A 16,104-nucleotide genomic window follows, 5' to 3' on the forward strand; every position below is an offset into this window, starting at 1 on the left:
CTCAGACATGCAGCGCCTGACCAAGCGCCTTCATGCAGGCCTCGGCCAGGCCTTCCCCAAGTGTCGGATGGGCGTGAATGGTTGCGGCAATATCCTCAAGCCGCGCGCCCATTTCGAGGCTTTCCGCAAAAGCTGCCGCCAATTCTGAAACACCTTCTCCAACTGCTTGAATACCAAGGATAATATGGTTGTCGGCACGTGCGATGACGCGGATGAAACCATCATCCCTTTCCATGGTCATGGCGCGACCATTGGCCTGAAACGGGAAAAGCCCGCTCAGGATGGCATGGCCCTGTTTGCGAGCCTCGTCCGGCAAGAGCCCGACCGTGATGATCTCCGGATCGGTGAAACAGACAGCCGGAATGGCGCGCTTGTCCCAGACCTGTTTGCCGCCGGCAATGATCTCGGCCACCATTTCTCCTTGCGCCATGGCGCGGTGGGCAAGCATTGGTTCGCCAGTCACATCGCCTATGGCATAAATCCCGCGCATGGAGGTGCGGCAGTGATCATCAATACGGATGAAACGCCCATCCATATCCAGCCGGATTTCGCTCAAGCCCCAGCCATCGGTCTGTGGTTTGCGGCCAACGGTCACAAGAATTTTGTCTGCCGCAATGGTGCGGATGGTGCCATCGGCGGCCTGCACATCCAGCCCCTTGCCGTCCCGGCCAAGGCCCCTGGCTGTGGTATTGGTCAGAACTTTCATGCCCAGCAGTTTCAGTCGCGCTATGATCGGGCGTGTCAGTTCGGCATCATATTGCGGCAGGATGCGGTCGGTCGCCTCGACAATGGTGACCTTCGCGCCAAGCTTGGCATAGGCTGTGCCGATCTCCAGCCCGATATAGCCACCGCCGACAATGGCGAGATTGTCGGGGATCCGGTCGAGCGAAAGCGCCTCCGTCGAGGAAATGACGTTGCCGCCAAAGGGCAGCGCCTCGATTTCCACCGGAACCGAGCCGGTGGCTATGACGATATTTTCGGCATGGATGATCTGGCGACCGGTATCGGTGTCAACATGCACGGTCTTGCCATCGACAAAGCGTGCCTGCCCTTGCAAGATGCGCACTTTCGACCGCTTCAACAGCGTCGCCACACCGCCATTCAGACGGTTGACGATGCCGTCTTTCCATTCAAGGGTCTTGGCAAGGTCGATTGCCGGCTTTTCCGCACGAATGCCAAGTGCGCCCTTGGTTGCAAAAGTCGTCAGGCGATAAAATTCATCCGCCGCATGGATCAGCGCCTTGGACGGAATGCAGCCGACATTGAGGCAGGTGCCGCCAAGACGCTTGTGTTCTACCAGCACCGTATCGATCCCGATCTGGCCTGCGCGAATGCCGCAGACATAGCCGCCCGGCCCGCCACCGATGATCAGAAGTTTGCAGGAAATTTCACTCATGGCTTCAGCCTTCCACAAAGATCATGGCCGGATTTTCCAGCAGGCTTTTCAGCTTTTGCACGAAGACAGCGGCATCCCAGCCGTCGATCACCCGGTGATCAAAGCTGCATGACAGGTTCATTATCTTGCGCGGCACGAATTGCACCCCATCCCACAGCGGCCGCACGGCCATCTTGTTGACGCCAACAATGGCCACTTCCGGCCGGTTGATGATCGGCGTGGTGGCAATGGCGCCAAGCGGCCCAAGCGAGGTGATGGTGATGGTAGAGCCCGTCAGTTCCTCGCGCTTGGCGGTGCCGCTGCGGGCAGCTTCGGTGACGCGGGCAAGTTCCGATGCAGCGGCAAACAGCGTCAGGCTTTCGGCATGGCGCACGACCGGCACGATCAGCCCGTTTGGCGTCTGGGTGGCGATGCCGACATGCACCCCGCCAAACTGGCGGATGATATCGGCCTCATCATCATAATGGGCGTTGAGCGCCGGCTGCTCTTTGACCGCCTTTACGATCGAACGGATGATGAAAGGCAGAAATGTGAGACGCGGCCGGCCTCCCTTCTGCTCATGGTTGAGTTTCGAGCGCAGATCCTCAAGCTGGGTGACGTCCACTTCCTCGACGATTGTTATGTGCGGGATATGGCGCTTGGCTTCCGCCATGCGCTCGGCAATCTTGCGCCTCAGTCCAATGACCCTGATCTCATTGACCGACGTATCAGCCACATAACCGGAAGAGGCCGGTCCCGCGCCGATTTCCTGCTGGAAAAACGCATCAAGATCCTCATGCGTGATGCGCCCTGCCGGTCCCGTGCCACGGACACGGCGCAGATCAACACCCGCTTCGCGTGCGCGCAGCCGCACCGAAGGCGTTGCCAGCGGCTTTTCGCCTTCTGGCCGGATTGGCCCGGCACCTGCAAAGCTGCGCATGGGTGCGCTGTGCTTTTGTGCAGCCGGCGTTGCAACCGGTTTTGCCATGTCTGGCCGTGCTGGCGGCGGGCTTGGCGGCGTTACTTTTTCAGGCTGCGGTTCTGGCGCGGCAACAGGAGCAGGTTTTTCCTCCGCTTCGCCATCGCCTTCGATTTCGAGCCGAACCAGTTCGGAGCCAACCGCGATCTTTTCACCGATCTGGCCATTGATCGCCAGAACCTTGCCTGCGCGCGACGATGGAATTTCAACTGTTGCCTTGTCGGTCATGACGGCGGCAAGCAGATCATCCTCGCGGACGAGATCCCCCACCTTCACGTGCCATTCGACCAGTTCAGCCTCGGCAACGCCTTCGCCGACATCGGGGAGTTTGATTGAAAATTGCGCCATGGTGCTTCCCCTCCCTCAGGCTTCCATGATGGATGTGAGTGCACGCCCGACCCGGTCGGGGCCGGGAAAATAGGCCCATTCCTGCGCATGCGGATAAGGCGTGTCCCAGCCTGTCACACGGATGATCGGCGCTTCGAGGTGATAGAAGCAATCGCGCTGCACCTGTGCGGCAAGCTCTGCGCCAAAACCGCTGGTAAAAGTTGCCTCATGCACGATCACGCAGCGTCCGGTCTTTCTGACCGAGGCCATGATGGTGTCGGTATCAAGCGGCACAAGCGAACGCAGATCGATCACTTCGGCATCAACGCCGGTTTCCTCGGCTGCCGCCAGCGCGACATGAACCATGGTGCCATAGGCCAGCACGGTCACATCATTGCCCTCGCGGCGAATGGCGGCCTTGCCAAGCGGCACAGTGTAATAACCGTCCGGCACTTCACCCAGCTCATGCTTTTTCCAGGAGACGACCGGCTTGTCGTAATGGCCGTCAAACGGCCCGTTATAAAGCCGCTTCGGCTCGAAAATGATCACCGGATCCGGGTCTTCAATGGCAGCCAGAAGCAGCCCCTTTGCGTCCGCCGGGGTGGAGGGAATGATGGTCTTCAGGCCCGATACATGGGTGAACAAGGCCTCCGGGCTCTGGCTGTGGGTCTGGCCACCATAAATGCCGCCGCCGGACGGCATGCGGATCACGATCGGACAGGTAAATTCGCCCGCCGAACGATAACGCAGGCGGGCAGCTTGCGACACGATCTGGTCATAGGCCGGATAGACATAGTCGGCAAACTGGATCTCGATGCAGGGACGCAGGCCATAGGCCGCCATTCCGATTGCCGTGCCAACAATGCCAAGCTCGCTAATTGGCGTGTCAAAGCAACGATGCTTGCCATATTTTTTCTGCAGGCCGGCCGTGCAACGGAAAACGCCGCCGAAATAGCCGACATCCTCACCAAACACCACCACCCGCTCATCGCGCTCCATGGCAATGTCATGCGCATTCTGGATGGCCTCGATCATGGTCATCTTGGTCATGGCTCAGAACCCCGCCTCCTGTCGCTGGCGGATGAGATGCGGCGGTGTTTCCGCATAGACATCCTCAAACATGTCGCGCATGGATGGCTTGCGTCCGTCATGCAGCGTGCCGATGGCTTCGGCCTCGCGCTGCGCGGCAACCACCATGTCCATCACTTCGGCTTCGGCCTGTTTGTGGCGTTCCTCTGACCAGACACCGCGCTTGATCAGATGGTTCTTGAGCCTGAGGATCGGGTCGCCCAAAGGCCAGGCGTCGCTTTCTGTCTTGGGGCGATAGGCGGCCGGATCATCCGAGGTCGAATGTCCGCCGGCGCGATAGGTGACATATTCAACAATCGTTGGCCCCAGATTGCGCCTTGCCCGCTCGACCGCCCATTTGGCCACGGCATGGACAGCCAGATAATCATTGCCATCAACACGCAGGGCCGGAATGCCAAAGCCATGACCGCGCGCGGCAAAGGTGCCGGAGCCGCCTCGCGCTATGCCCTGAAAGGTGGAAATCGCCCATTGATTGTTGACGATATTCATCACCACCGGCGCCTTGTAGGTCGAGGCAAAGACGAGAGCGGCATGAAAATCGCTTTCCGCCGTCGAGCCATCGCCGATCCATGCCGCGGCAATTTTCGTGTCATGGCTGATTGCCGAGGCCATCGCCCAGCCAACGGCCTGTGTATATTGCGTGGCAAGATTGCCGGAAATGGAGAAAAAGCCGTAATCCCGCGCGGTATACATGACCGGCAGCTGGCGCCCCTTGACCGGGTCTTTCTCGTTGGAAAAGACCTGATTCATCATCATGACCAGCGGATAGCCGTCGGCAATGAGCAATCCCGCCTGACGATAGGTAGGAAAATTCATGTCGCCCTTGCGAAGCGCCTTGCGGAAGGCACAGCTTACCGCCTCCTCGCCCAGATGTTGCATGTAGAAGGATGTCTTGCCCTGACGCTGCGCCATCATCATGCGCGCATCATAGGCACGCAGGATCATCATGTGGCGCAGCCCTTCCTTCAGCTCATCATCGCTGAGCGTGCCCGCCCACGGCCCCACCGCCTCGCCTTCGCGGTTGAGCACGCGAATGATGGTGAAAGCCAGATCGCGCATGTCTTCCGGCTTTTCATCGATCTTCGGGCGCCGGACAGTGCCAGCACGCGGAATTTTTACATGGGAGAAATCCGGCACATCACCCGGCCGCCATTCCGGTTCCGGAACATGCAGGGAAAGTTCAACCTTGTCGCTCATGCGGGGACCCCTCGCAATGGGACTCGCAAAACCGGCACTTCAGTCGCACGGGTGAAATGCAAACCGTGCCGGCACCAATTGCCGGTTACGGCCATGCACTGTGGTCGCCCTTTCGTTCCCCGTACAACGTGAAGCCGGTTTTCCTCCTCCGGTTCACTTCACCATAGGGTGGTACGGCTTTCCAAATAAAGCAAGAATATTCTTAACCCTTTGCAGGACACTTTATTCATAAAAGTTCGATCATAGCGCAATAAAATGTCAAGGCTGCATCAGGAAACAAGTTTATACCACTGATTTTCAATGCTTTTAAGGCAATCATTTCAAGAGGCAATAACGCAATATTATTTCTGATTTTTGCCTTGAAAAGGCGTACCGATTGGTACTTAAGTGATGGCAACGGGATGATTGCGCAATGAATGGACAAAAAGCCTGTGCATATTGAATTGGCAGAAGCCATGTGCTCCCGGAAATGCGCCTGCCCGTTTCATCCCGTTCACAAACAGACCGCGCCGGAGCAATTCAGTATTTTTGTGAAATCTGAATTGCTCGCGCATGGTGTTACATTGTTCCGGACGGAAAACCCGGCTCCAGCCATTCCGGGACTGCGCGAAGACAGGCGCGGGAAGAATGATGCTGCAAGCCGGCATTGCTCCCTTTGAGCCTTGTGCAATGCCTGAGATGATCAGGCCTCTGCCTTAGCGGATGGCCTTGCCATCCTGGTCAAAACGATGAATCTTGGCGGCATCCGGCGTAATGAAGATGACATCGTCCTCATCATAATGTTGCTCACCAAACAGCCGCACGGTGATGAGGCCAGCCGCTTCCGTTTCGACATAAAGGATGGTGTCGGCACCCAGATGTTCGGCATGGATGACCTTGCCCTTCCATGTACCGCTATCACGGGAAACGGAAATGTGCTCCGGTCGCACGCCGATGGTCTTTGCGCCCGCCTCACCAATGCGCTCAGCCTCGATGAAATTCATCTGCGGCGAGCCGATAAAGCCTGCCACGAACAAATTGTCCGGCCTGTTATAAAGCTCCATCGGAGAGCCTATCTGTTCAATGCGGCCAGCATTCAGCACCACGATACGGTCAGCAAGCGTCATTGCTTCCACCTGATCATGGGTGACATAGATCATGGTGGCCTTCAGCTCACGGTGCAGCTTGGCGATTTCAAGCCGAGTCTGGACGCGCAAGGCAGCATCCAGATTGGACAGCGGCTCGTCGAACAGGAACAGTTCCGGGTCGCGCACGAGCGCGCGGCCAATGGCTACGCGCTGGCGCTGACCGCCAGACATTTCCGCCGGGCGGCGTTTGAGATAAGGATCCAGCGACAGCATGGCCGAGGCCTTGGCCACGCGCCTTTCGATCTCGTCCCTGGGCGTGCCGGCCTGTTTCAGGCCAAGGCCCATATTGTCCTTCACCGTCAGATGCGGATAAAGCGCATAGGACTGGAACACCATGGCGATGCCGCGCTTGGAGGGCGGCGTGAGCGTGACATCCTTGCCATTGATCAGCACCTGTCCGGAGGTGACATCCTCAAGGCCGGCAATCGAACGCAGCAAGGTTGATTTTCCGCAACCGGACGGGCCAACAAAGATGATGAACTCGCCATCGCACACTTCAAGATTGATGTCGGTGAGAACGGTTTGTGGGCCGTAGCTCTTATGAATGGATTTTAATTGCAGCGATCCCACTGAATTCTCCCTTAAAGCTTGACAGCAAGGCCGGTGCGTACACTCTCATCTGCGGCAAGGCAGATGCGCAGCGACTGCAGCGCATCATCCATGTGACGGCCGAGATCCAGATCCTCGCGGATCGCCTTCAGCATATAGGCCTGTTCGCGTTCGCACAGTTCCTGATGGCCCGGCTCGTCTGCCATGGACAAATCGACATCCGGCGCAAGAAACTTGCCATCGGCGCCGCATTCTGCACGATGGATGCGGATGGTCGAGGTCTTGGTATGCGCATCCACATCGTCTGACTTGGTCGTGGCCTCGTTCATCACGATCGACACGCAGCCATTGGGCGAAATCACATCTTTCACGAAGAAGGCGGTTTCCGACATCATCGGCCCCCAGCCGGCTTCATACCAGCCGACCGAGCCGTCATCGAACAATACCTGCAGATGGCCGTAATTGTACATGTCCGGCTTGATCTCATCCGAAAGCCGCAGGCCCATGCCGCGCACTTCCACGGGTTTTGCATCGGTGATCTGGCACATGACATCGACATAATGCACGCCGCAATCAACGATTGGCGATGTCGTGTTCATCAGGTTCTTGTGCGTCTCCCAGGTCTGGCCGCTCGACTGCTGGTTCAGGTTCATGCGGAAGACATAGGGGCCGCCGAGCTTGCGCGCTTCTTCAATCAGCCGCATCCATGACGGGTGATGGCGCAGGATATAGCCGACCACCAGCTTGCGCCCATTGGCGCGGGCACAGTCGATCACGCGTTTTGCGTCTTCCACCGTGGTTGCCAACGGCTTTTCGACAAAGACATGCGCGCCCTGCTCCATGGCAGCAATGGCATATTCGGCGTGGCTTTCCGAATAGGTCGCAATGCAGGCAAGATCGGGCTTCAGTTCCTTGAGCGACTCATGAAAGGATGGGTGGATCGTGTAGCCCTTCAGCTCATCCGGAACATCAACCTTGGTGCGATTGACCAGACCAACAATTTCGAAGCCCGGATTGCGATGATAGGCCAGCGCATGGCTGCGCCCCATATTGCCAAGACCCGCCGAAAGAACGCGAATAGGGTTTTGGGTAACTGAACTCATTTATTTTACCGCTCCGGCTGTAATGCCGCGGATCAATTGCCGCGAGAAGAGAACATAAAGGACAAGGACTGGGAACATGGCCAGCGACAGGGCTGACAGAACCGCATTCCAGTTGGTGACGAACTGACCAATGAACAGCTGCGAACCAAGCGTGATAGTCTTGGTTGCCTCGCTTGGCGCGAGGATCAGCGGAAACCACAGGTCATTCCAGATCGGGATCATGGTGAAGACCGCAACCGTCGCCATGGCGGGGCGGATAAGCGGCAGCACCAGTTTGAAGAAAATGGCATATTCGGACATGCCATCAATGCGCCCGGCATTTTTCAGGTCATCCGAAACCGTGCGCATGAATTCGGACAATATGAAGATCGCAAGCGGCAGGCCCTGCGCCGTATAGACGAGGATGAGCGCAGTCAGCGTATTGACGAGGCCAACCGCCACCATGCCCTGCAACAGTGCCACCGTGCCAAGGCGGATCGGGATCATGATGCCGATTGCCAGATAAAGCCCCATCAGCGTATTGCCCCTGAAGCGATATTCCGACAGCGCAAAGGCCGCCATGGCGCCAAACAGGATGACGAAGAAAATGCTGGTGACGGTGACGATGGTGCTGTTCTGGAAATAGGTCAGGAAAGAGCCCTGCTTCAGCACCGTCTCATAGCCGATCAGGCTGAAGGTTTCAGGCGAAGGCAGGCGCAAGGGGGTGCGGAAAATCGCATTGCGGTCCTTGAACGAATTGATCAGTGTCAGTGCCACCGGAAAGACGGCAACCAGCATGTAGAAGATCAACGCGGCATGAACCAGCGTGGAGCGAATGGGCGATGTACGTGCCTTGGACATGATCTCACCCCTTTAGAACTGATAGCGCCGCATGCGCCGCTGAATGGCGAACAGATAAAGCGAAACGCCAGCCAGAATGATGAGGAACATCACCGCAGCAATCGTTGCCCCCATCGACGGATTGCCAAGCTGGAGCTGGAAGCCGAAGAAGGTGCGGTAAAGGAAGGTGCCGAGAATGTCGGTCGACTTGTCCGGGCCTGCAAGCGCACCCTGCATCGAATAGATGAGGTCGAAGGCGTTGAAATTGGAAACGAAGGTCATCACAGAAATCAGGCCGATCGCCGGCAGAATGAGCGGCAGCTTGATCTTCCAGAACTGGCTCCAGCCGGTAATGCCATCGCATTCGGCCGCTTCAATGATTTCTTCCGGAATGTTCAAGAGGGCGGCATAGATCAGCATCATCGGAATGCCGACATATTGCCAAACTGAAACCAGCGACACCGTCACCAAGGCCGTATCTGCCTTGCCAAGCCACGGCGCAAAAGCCCATTTGAGGCCAACAAGATCCATCAGCCATGGTGCCACACCCCAGATCGGCGACAGGATCAGCTTCCAGATGAAGCCGACAATCACGAAGGAAAGCAGCGTCGGCAGGAAAATGGCCGTGCGGTAAAAGGCAGCGAGACGAAGGCGCGGCAGGGACAGCATGGCGGCCAGAAGAATGCCAACCGGATTTTGAACCAACATGTGAATTGCAAAGAATATCACATTGTTTTTCAAGGCATTCCAAAAATCACGTGACCAGTTTGGGTCGCCAAACAGCATCTTGAAATTGTCAAGGCCGACAAAGACTTTCTGCCCATCAACGACATTGAAGAAGGCCTGCCGCAGCGTTTCAATCAGCGGCAGGATCATCACCGCCGTATAGACCAACACACAGGGCAGAAGAAAAACGGCAATGTGCCAGCGCCTTGGGCGTTTGGCGACAGGTTCGGACAAGTCGGCGGACTGGCTCATCAATGATACGCTTTTGCTCAGAGCATCTCTCATTTGGGTGACATCAGGAGAAATGCTGAAAATTCCCGTTTATGCATGCCCCTGCCGGTGCCGGATGGGCAATGTGTTTTAAGTCGGCCAGACTTCACGTGGCCTGACTGTGGAACGAAAACGGGCAGCGCATCTGAAGGCGCTGCCCGTTTTCAATCTTTTACTTTGCTGGCTTGTACCAGCTGTCAAGACCGGCCTGAAGCTTCTTGGCAGCTTCTTCCGGCGTTACAGTGCCATTGATGACATTGGCCGATTCAACCCAGGTTTCGTTTTCCAGGTTTGGCGTGCCGCGCGACAGGATCTGATAGGTCGAGCGGATCGTCGGCTTGCACTTTTCACGCCAGGAAACGAATTCCTGTGCCAGCGGATCGGTCATATGCACCGCGGTGGAATTGAGGCTGAAGAAGCCCGGCAGCGCATTGGCATAGATTTCGGCAAATTCCGGCGAAGCCACCCAGTTCAGGAATGTCTTGGCTGCTTCGGCATTCTTGCTGTTGGCGTTGAGGCCAAGGCCGATATCGTTGTGGTCGGAGATATAGCAGGTGTCGCCTGCATTCTTGACCGGCGGCGGGAAGGCGCCCATCTTGAACTGGGCCTGGGTATTGAACAGGCCGATTTCCCACGAACCAGCCGGATAGATCGCCGCACGCCCCAGCGTGAACAGGTTCTGACTGTCCGGATAGGTCTGTGCTTCAAAGCCGTCGCCCAGATATGGCTTCCACTTGGCAAGCACTTCAAACGGCTCAACCCACTGCGGATCGGTCAGCTTCTGCTTGCCTTCGATCAGCGCCTTGCGGCCTTCCTCACCCTTCCAGTAGGTCGGCCCGATATTCTGGTAGCCCATGGTTGCGGCTTCCCACATATCCTTGGTGCCCATGGCAAGCGGGATATAGTTGCCGTCAGCCTTGATCTTTTCCAGTACCTCAAAGAATTCGGCTTCCGTGGTCGGCACCTTCAGGCCAAGCTGGTCAAAGGCATCCTTGTTGTAGATGAAGCCGTGAATGACCGAGGCCATCGGCACGCAGAAAGTCTTCGATCCGTCGTCGGTCGTCCAGGCAGACTTTGCGACATCAGAGAAGTTCTTCATGCCTTCCAGATCGGTGAGATCGGCAAGCTTGCCCTTGTTGAACAATTCAAGCGAGGTGTCGAAAGGACGGCAGGAGATCAGGTCGCCGGCAGAACCTGCATCCAGCTTGGCGTTCAGCGCCGCATTATATTCGGTCGGAGCGCTTGGCGCGAAGACGATCTTGATTCCCGGATTCTTGGCCTCAAAAGCCGGAATGATCTTTTCCTGCCAGATCTGCAGATCGTCATTGCGCCAGCTTTCAACCGTCAGCGTGACTTCGTCAGCAGCGAGCGCTCCCGCGCCTGAAGCCAACAGCGTCGAGCCAAGCAGAGCCAGCTTCAGCGTGTTCTTAACCATTGAGCATCTCCCATATTCAACGCTCAGCTCATGAGCATCATCATTTTTTGCAAGGATAGAAGTTTCCTACGTTTTTTATCCGACCGCAACCGCGCTCGCCATCACATTGCGCAACCGATGCCAACATGACCCGGCACCCTGCGGCAAAGGCCAACGTCAGGGGCAATTCCACCTGACCAATGATAATGCCAAAAACATACCAATTGTCCAGACATGTTTTTAAAAGCTTTGTTGAAAACACAATCCACACCCCAATTTACTGTAATATCAATATATTATGTAATTTTGTTCAACTTAAACAAAATTGTTGGGATATTGGTATTTATTTGGTATCGTCTAGTCAGAGGTAATCATGACAGACTATTTTATCGGCGTGGATGGTGGCGGCACTGGCTGCCGCGCAGTTGTGGCAAATGCAAGGGGCGAGGTGTTGGGGCATGGCACGGCGGGTTCGGCCAATATCGTGACCGACACGAAGACGGCTCTTGCCAATGTCATGAAGGCAATTGATGTCGCTCTGAAAGCGGCGGGGCTTGATGCCTCCTGTCATGGCCGCTGCCATGCCGTGCTTGGCCTTGCCGGCGGCAATGTCGAAGGTGCCGGCGCGCCGATCGAGGCTGGCCTGCCCTTTGCCCATGGCGATGTGGAATTTGACGGGCTGATCGCGCTGCAGGGGGCGCTTGGGGATCAGGATGGCGCGGTGGCCATTCTTGGCACCGGCACTTCCTATATCGTGCGCCAGAACGGTCATGTTCATTCGGTTGGCGGCTGGGGCTTTCCATTAAGCGATCTTGGCAGTGGCGCACGGCTTGGCCAAAGCCTTTTGCAGGAATGCCTGCTGGTTCATGACAACATTCGTCCGGGCAGCCCCTTGACCCGCGAAACACTGGCCGAATTTGGCAACAGGCCTGACAATCTGGTTGACTTTGCCTGGACCGCAAAACCCGGCGACTTTGGCAAATATGCACCGCGCATTTTTCAATATGCCGATCAGGGCGATCCTGTTGCCGTCCGTCTGCTGCAACAGTCGGCCGCCCATGTCAGTGAAACACTGGACCATCTCATCCGGCAGGGTGTTGACCGCATCAGCCTGCTTGGCGGCATGGCGCCGCTTTATGTCAAATGGTTGCCGGAGCATCAGCAGCGCCTGCTGGTTGCCCCGCTTGCCGATGCGCTGACCGGCGCCTTGCAGCTGGCGATCAAGCGCTATGCACAGTCACCGAGAGCGACAGCCAATGAGCAAAAACCTTAGCGCCATTCTGCCCAGAAACCTGCTTGGCAATGCGTCAGCATCCGGCGCGGGGCCTCTTTATGTACAATTGCGCAATGCGCTTGAAGCGGCGATCCGCGCCGGTCATCTCGCCGATGGCGAGGCGCTGCCGCCGGAACGCGAAATTGCCGAAAGCGCCAATATCAGCCGTGTGACGGTGCGCAAGGCGGTGGACGAGCTGGTCAAGGCGGGCCTTCTGGTGCGCCGGCAGGGTTCCGGAACCTTTGTCGCCAATCCCGGCGAGCGCGTACAACAATCGCTCTCCATGCTCACCTCCTTCACCGAGGACATGGCGCGACGCGGGTTTGAAACCCGGTCGATCTGGCTGGAGCGCGGCCTGTTCTTCCCCTCGCCAGAGGAAATGATCAAGCTTGGCGTTGCCTCGCATGTCAAGGTGGCACGGCTTGGCCGCCTGCGCATGGCCAATCAGGTGCCGATGGCCATTGAACGCGCAAGCCTTTCCAGCGAAATCCTGCCTGATCCCGATGCGGTCAAGACCTCGCTTTATGAGGAACTGGGCCGTACGGGTTTCCGTCCGGTCAGGGCCGTGCAGCGCATTTCTGCCTGCAATCTCAAAAAGGAGGATGCGGAATTGCTCGGCGTGCGCGAAGGCGATGCCGGGCTTGCCATTGAACGGCTTTCCTATCTCGCAAGCGGGCATGTGGCAGAATATACCTGTTCGCTTTATCGCGGCGATGCTTATGATTTTGTTGCCGAACTGACCATTCCCGTGACGGAACAGCGCCAGCAATAAGTTTCGGCAAGACCATGCAGAAACGCCGTGCGCTGATCGAACGCACGGCGTTTTTCATTGCTCAAGTCGGCTTAATGATGGCGCACGCCCTGGCGCGCCAGTTCGGCCGTCGGATCCGCGACAACGCGTTTTTTCGACTTGTCGTCCATCAGCTCATACCACATGGCGTTGAGCACTGCGAAAGCTGCTGCCAGTGGCAGGCCAAGAAGCCAGGCGAAATACCACATATCATTCGTCCTTTCGTTTGGCCAATCAATAGGTGTGGTTGCTTTCGTCTTCGATCATGGCCTTTTTGACCTTGCCCGAAAGTACCTTGTAGACCCAGCCTGTATAGGCAAGCACGATTGGCAGAAAGATGACCGTTACCACCAGCATGATGAACAGCGTCATGTGACTGGAGGAGGAATCCCACACTGTCAGGCTTGACCTCAGATCATTCGACGAGGGCAGGATGAACGGGAACATCGACACGCCGACCGAAGAGATGATGCCGAAGATCGACAGCTTGCCGAACAGAAGCGGTGCGAGTTCGCGTCCGCTGCGCAAGGTGACGAAGACTGCCAGAGCGCCCAGAATGCCAAGTACCGGAGCAATCAGTAGAACCGGATGGCTGGCATAATTGGCAAACCATGCGCCCGCATCAAGTTCCACCGTCTTGCGCAACGGATTGGACGGCCCATCCGTCACGATTGCGCTGGTGATGCGATAGCCCGACAGCCACAGCCAGCTGATTACGCCGGCAAGACAATAGAGCGCGGCCGTCAACAGTGCTGCCCAGCCGCCAAGGCGGCGTGCACGGGCGGCCACATCGCCTTCTGTCTTGAGCGCAATCCATGCCGCACCATGCATGGCAAGCATGGCAACCGACAGAAGACCACACAACAGCGCAAACGGATTGAGCAGGCCAAGGAATGTGCCGTCATAGAAGATCTGCAGGTCATCATTGAAGTGGAACGGCACACCCTGCAGTACATTGCCAACCGCAACCCCGAAAATCAGCGCCGGCACAAAACCGCCGATGAAAAGGGCAATATCCCAGCCATTGCGCCAGCTCTGGCTTTGCTTTTTCGAGCGATAGTTGAAGCCGACCGGCCGCAGGATCAGCGCGAACAGGATGACAAACATCGCCAGATAAAAGCCGGAGAAGGAAACGGCATAAAGCGGCGGCCAGGCTGCAAAGATCGCACCGCCACCAAGAATGAGCCAGACCTGATTGCCTTCCCAGACCGGGCCGATCGTATTGAGCACGATGCGGCGTTCCACATCGTCCTTGCCGACGAAAGGCAGGAGAATACCGACGCCGAGGTCAAAACCATCCGTGGCGGCAAAGCCGATCAGAAGAACACCAAGCAGCACCCACCAGATCAGGCGCAAGGTTTCATAGTCCAACAAATCGCTGAGTATCATGGTTCTTACTCCGCAGGTGCAATGCTGGCAGGGGCAAGTTCTGCCTCTGGCTTGCTGTCAGGTTCCGGTCCTGCCTTGATGGCGCGCAGCATCAGTCCCATCTCGATGATGAACAGGATGGTGTAGATCGCCACAAAGCCAAGCAGGGTGAGCAGCACCGTCGAGGCGCCAAGATTGGAGACAGCCATTGCAGTTGGCAGGACGCCTTCGATGATCCACGGCTGACGGCCGAATTCGGCAACGAACCAGCCCATTTCAGCGGCAATCCACGGCAATGGAATGGCAAAAACCGCAATGCGCAGCATGAGCGGATATTTGTCAAGCGCACGGCGCGCCGACAGCACGAAGAACGAGCCGGTCAGCAGGATCAGGAAAAAGCCGATGCCGACCATGATGCGGAACGACCAGAACAGTTCCCATACACCGGGAACCGTGTCATTGGCAGCCTTGTTGATCTGCTCTTCCGTGGCCGTACGCGGGTCATCGACATAGCGGCGCAGCAGCAGCGCATAGCCAAGCCATTGGCTGTTGTCTGCAAAGACATCCTTGACATCCTGCGGCACGGCATTGATGTCGCCGGCCGCGCGGATTTTCTGCAGCGCATCATAGGCCACGATACCATTGCGGATATGGTTTTCGGCATTTTCCACCAGCTGATCAATGCCGGGGATCGGGGTTGTCAGGGAACGGGTTCCGATAAGTCCCATAACCCATGGAATCTTCACGGCATAATGGGTTTCGCGTGCTTCCTGGTCAGGGAAGCCGAACACGGTAAAGGCAGCCGGTGCCGGTTCCGTCTCCCACATGGCCTCAATGGCGGCAAGTTTCATGCGCTGGTGTTCGCTGGTGAGATATCCGCTTTCGTCACCCAGCACGACAACGGAAAGTGCGGCTGCCAGACCGAAGGAGGCTGCCACCGTCATGGAGCGCTTGGCCAGTTCCACCGAGCGACCCTTCAGCAGGTACCAGGCGGATATGCCAAGCACGAACACGGCTGCCGTCACATAGCCGGCCGAAACCGTATGGACGAATTTTGCCTGTGCCACCGGATTGGTAAGAACGGCAAAAAAGTCATTGATTTCCATACGCATGGTCTGCGGATTGAAGACAGCGCCGACCGGATTCTGCATCCAGCCATTGGCAATCAGGATCCAGAGGGCAGAGAAATTGGAACCAGCTGCCACGGCATAGGTGGTGATCAGATGACCAACCTTGGACAGGCGATCCCAGCCGAAAAAGAACAAACCAACAAAGGTCGCTTCCAGGAAGAAGGCCATCAAGCCTTCAATGGCAAGCGGAGCGCCAAAAATATCGCCGACATAGTGGCTGTAATAGCTCCAGTTCATGCCGAACTGGAATTCCATCACGATGCCGGTGGCGACACCCATAACAAAATTAATACCAAACAAGGTTCCCCAGAACTTTGTCATCTGCCGCCAGATCAACCGTCCTGTCATGACATAGACGGTTTCCATGACTGCCAGAAGTACCGACAAGCCCAAAGTCAGGGGTACAAAAAGGAAGTGATAAAGTGCCGTGATTGCAAACTGCAATCGCGACAGGGAGACAATATCAAATTCCATCTGTTCAACCGGTCAGACCGGCCCTCCTGATGTTGTGGCTGCACATTTGCACAACCCGCAACGGCGAGTGACAGAAACTGTCATCCTCCGTCAG

At 56.9% G+C, this 16,104-nt stretch carries 15 protein-coding genes; 2 read left to right on the forward strand and 13 right to left on the reverse strand.

Annotation, left to right across the window (positions count from 1 at the left end):
• Nucleotide 1: 1 nt before the first annotated feature.
• The 10 genes from lpdA to ACFO1V_RS04960 all read right to left on the reverse strand — a co-directional run bounded on the left by lpdA (nucleotide 2) and on the right by ACFO1V_RS04960 (nucleotide 10,996).
• Nucleotides 2-1,396: a dihydrolipoyl dehydrogenase gene (gene lpdA / locus ACFO1V_RS04915; protein ID WP_374831327.1), complete on the reverse strand. Its 1,395-nt coding sequence runs from the start codon at nucleotides 1,394-1,396 to the stop codon at nucleotides 2-4.
• A gap of 4 nt (nucleotides 1,397-1,400) precedes the next feature.
• On the reverse strand, nucleotides 1,401-2,702 hold the full coding sequence (locus tag ACFO1V_RS04920) for a dihydrolipoamide acetyltransferase family protein (RefSeq protein ID WP_374831325.1): 1,302 nt from the start codon (nucleotides 2,700-2,702) through the stop codon (nucleotides 1,401-1,403).
• A gap of 15 nt (nucleotides 2,703-2,717) precedes the next feature.
• Nucleotides 2,718-3,731, reverse strand: coding sequence for an alpha-ketoacid dehydrogenase subunit beta (locus ACFO1V_RS04925; RefSeq protein WP_374831323.1), 1,014 nt, complete (start codon nucleotides 3,729-3,731; stop codon nucleotides 2,718-2,720).
• A 3-nt stretch (nucleotides 3,732-3,734) separates the two neighbouring features.
• Nucleotides 3,735-4,967 carry a 3-methyl-2-oxobutanoate dehydrogenase (2-methylpropanoyl-transferring) subunit alpha gene (locus ACFO1V_RS04930; protein ID WP_374831321.1) on the reverse strand — a complete coding sequence of 411 codons (1,233 nt, stop codon included), beginning with the start codon at nucleotides 4,965-4,967 and terminating at the stop codon, nucleotides 3,735-3,737.
• Nucleotides 4,968-5,193: 226 nt separating this feature from the next.
• Nucleotides 5,194-5,424, reverse strand: a complete 231-nt coding sequence (locus ACFO1V_RS04935; protein ID WP_374831319.1) for a hypothetical protein — start codon at nucleotides 5,422-5,424, stop codon at nucleotides 5,194-5,196.
• Nucleotides 5,425-5,662: 238 nt separating this feature from the next.
• A complete protein-coding gene (locus tag ACFO1V_RS04940; protein ID WP_374831317.1) occupies nucleotides 5,663-6,664 on the reverse strand; it encodes an ABC transporter ATP-binding protein in 1,002 nt (333 codons plus the stop codon).
• 11 nt (nucleotides 6,665-6,675) lie between these two features.
• The gene (locus ACFO1V_RS04945; protein WP_374831315.1) at nucleotides 6,676-7,746 is read right to left on the reverse strand and encodes a Gfo/Idh/MocA family protein; all 1,071 of its coding nucleotides are present in this window, start codon (nucleotides 7,744-7,746) and stop codon (nucleotides 6,676-6,678) included.
• Complete coding sequence (locus tag ACFO1V_RS04950) at nucleotides 7,747-8,586, reverse strand: carbohydrate ABC transporter permease (RefSeq protein ID WP_374831313.1); 840 nt, start codon at nucleotides 8,584-8,586, stop codon at nucleotides 7,747-7,749.
• A 12-nt stretch (nucleotides 8,587-8,598) separates the two neighbouring features.
• Complete coding sequence (locus tag ACFO1V_RS04955) at nucleotides 8,599-9,543, reverse strand: carbohydrate ABC transporter permease (RefSeq protein WP_374831311.1); 945 nt, start codon at nucleotides 9,541-9,543, stop codon at nucleotides 8,599-8,601.
• Between the two features lie 190 nt (nucleotides 9,544-9,733).
• Nucleotides 9,734-10,996 (reverse strand): ABC transporter substrate-binding protein, encoded by a 1,263-nt coding sequence (locus tag ACFO1V_RS04960; RefSeq protein ID WP_374831309.1) that lies wholly within the window; start codon nucleotides 10,994-10,996, stop codon nucleotides 9,734-9,736.
• A gap of 352 nt (nucleotides 10,997-11,348) precedes the next feature.
• Here ACFO1V_RS04960 and ACFO1V_RS04965 point away from each other — a divergent pair, with 352 nt between their 5' ends.
• Complete coding sequence (locus tag ACFO1V_RS04965; RefSeq protein WP_374831307.1) at nucleotides 11,349-12,248, forward strand: glucosamine kinase nucleotide-binding domain-containing protein; 900 nt, start codon at nucleotides 11,349-11,351, stop codon at nucleotides 12,246-12,248.
• Nucleotides 12,232-13,020, forward strand: coding sequence for a GntR family transcriptional regulator (locus ACFO1V_RS04970; protein ID WP_374831305.1), 789 nt, complete (start codon nucleotides 12,232-12,234; stop codon nucleotides 13,018-13,020). The genes ACFO1V_RS04965 and ACFO1V_RS04970 overlap by 17 nt, the downstream gene beginning before the upstream one ends.
• Before the next feature lie 71 nt (nucleotides 13,021-13,091).
• Here ACFO1V_RS04970 and cydX read toward each other — a convergent pair whose 3' ends face one another.
• The 3 genes from cydX to ACFO1V_RS04985 are packed head-to-tail and all read right to left on the reverse strand — an operon-like array spanning nucleotide 13,092 to nucleotide 16,010.
• A complete protein-coding gene (gene cydX, locus ACFO1V_RS04975; protein ID WP_374831303.1) occupies nucleotides 13,092-13,247 on the reverse strand; it encodes a cytochrome bd-I oxidase subunit CydX in 156 nt (51 codons plus the stop codon).
• 25 nt (nucleotides 13,248-13,272) lie between these two features.
• Nucleotides 13,273-14,427, reverse strand: a complete 1,155-nt coding sequence (gene cydB / locus ACFO1V_RS04980; RefSeq protein ID WP_374831302.1) for a cytochrome d ubiquinol oxidase subunit II — start codon at nucleotides 14,425-14,427, stop codon at nucleotides 13,273-13,275.
• Nucleotides 14,428-14,432: 5 nt separating this feature from the next.
• The gene (locus tag ACFO1V_RS04985) at nucleotides 14,433-16,010 is read right to left on the reverse strand and encodes a cytochrome ubiquinol oxidase subunit I (protein WP_374831300.1); all 1,578 of its coding nucleotides are present in this window, start codon (nucleotides 16,008-16,010) and stop codon (nucleotides 14,433-14,435) included.
• Nucleotides 16,011-16,104 lie beyond the last annotated feature (94 nt).

Origin of the sequence: Daeguia caeni, assembly GCF_042653845.1 — a bacterium.
Lineage (GTDB): Bacteria > Pseudomonadota > Alphaproteobacteria > Rhizobiales > Rhizobiaceae > Brucella > Brucella caeni.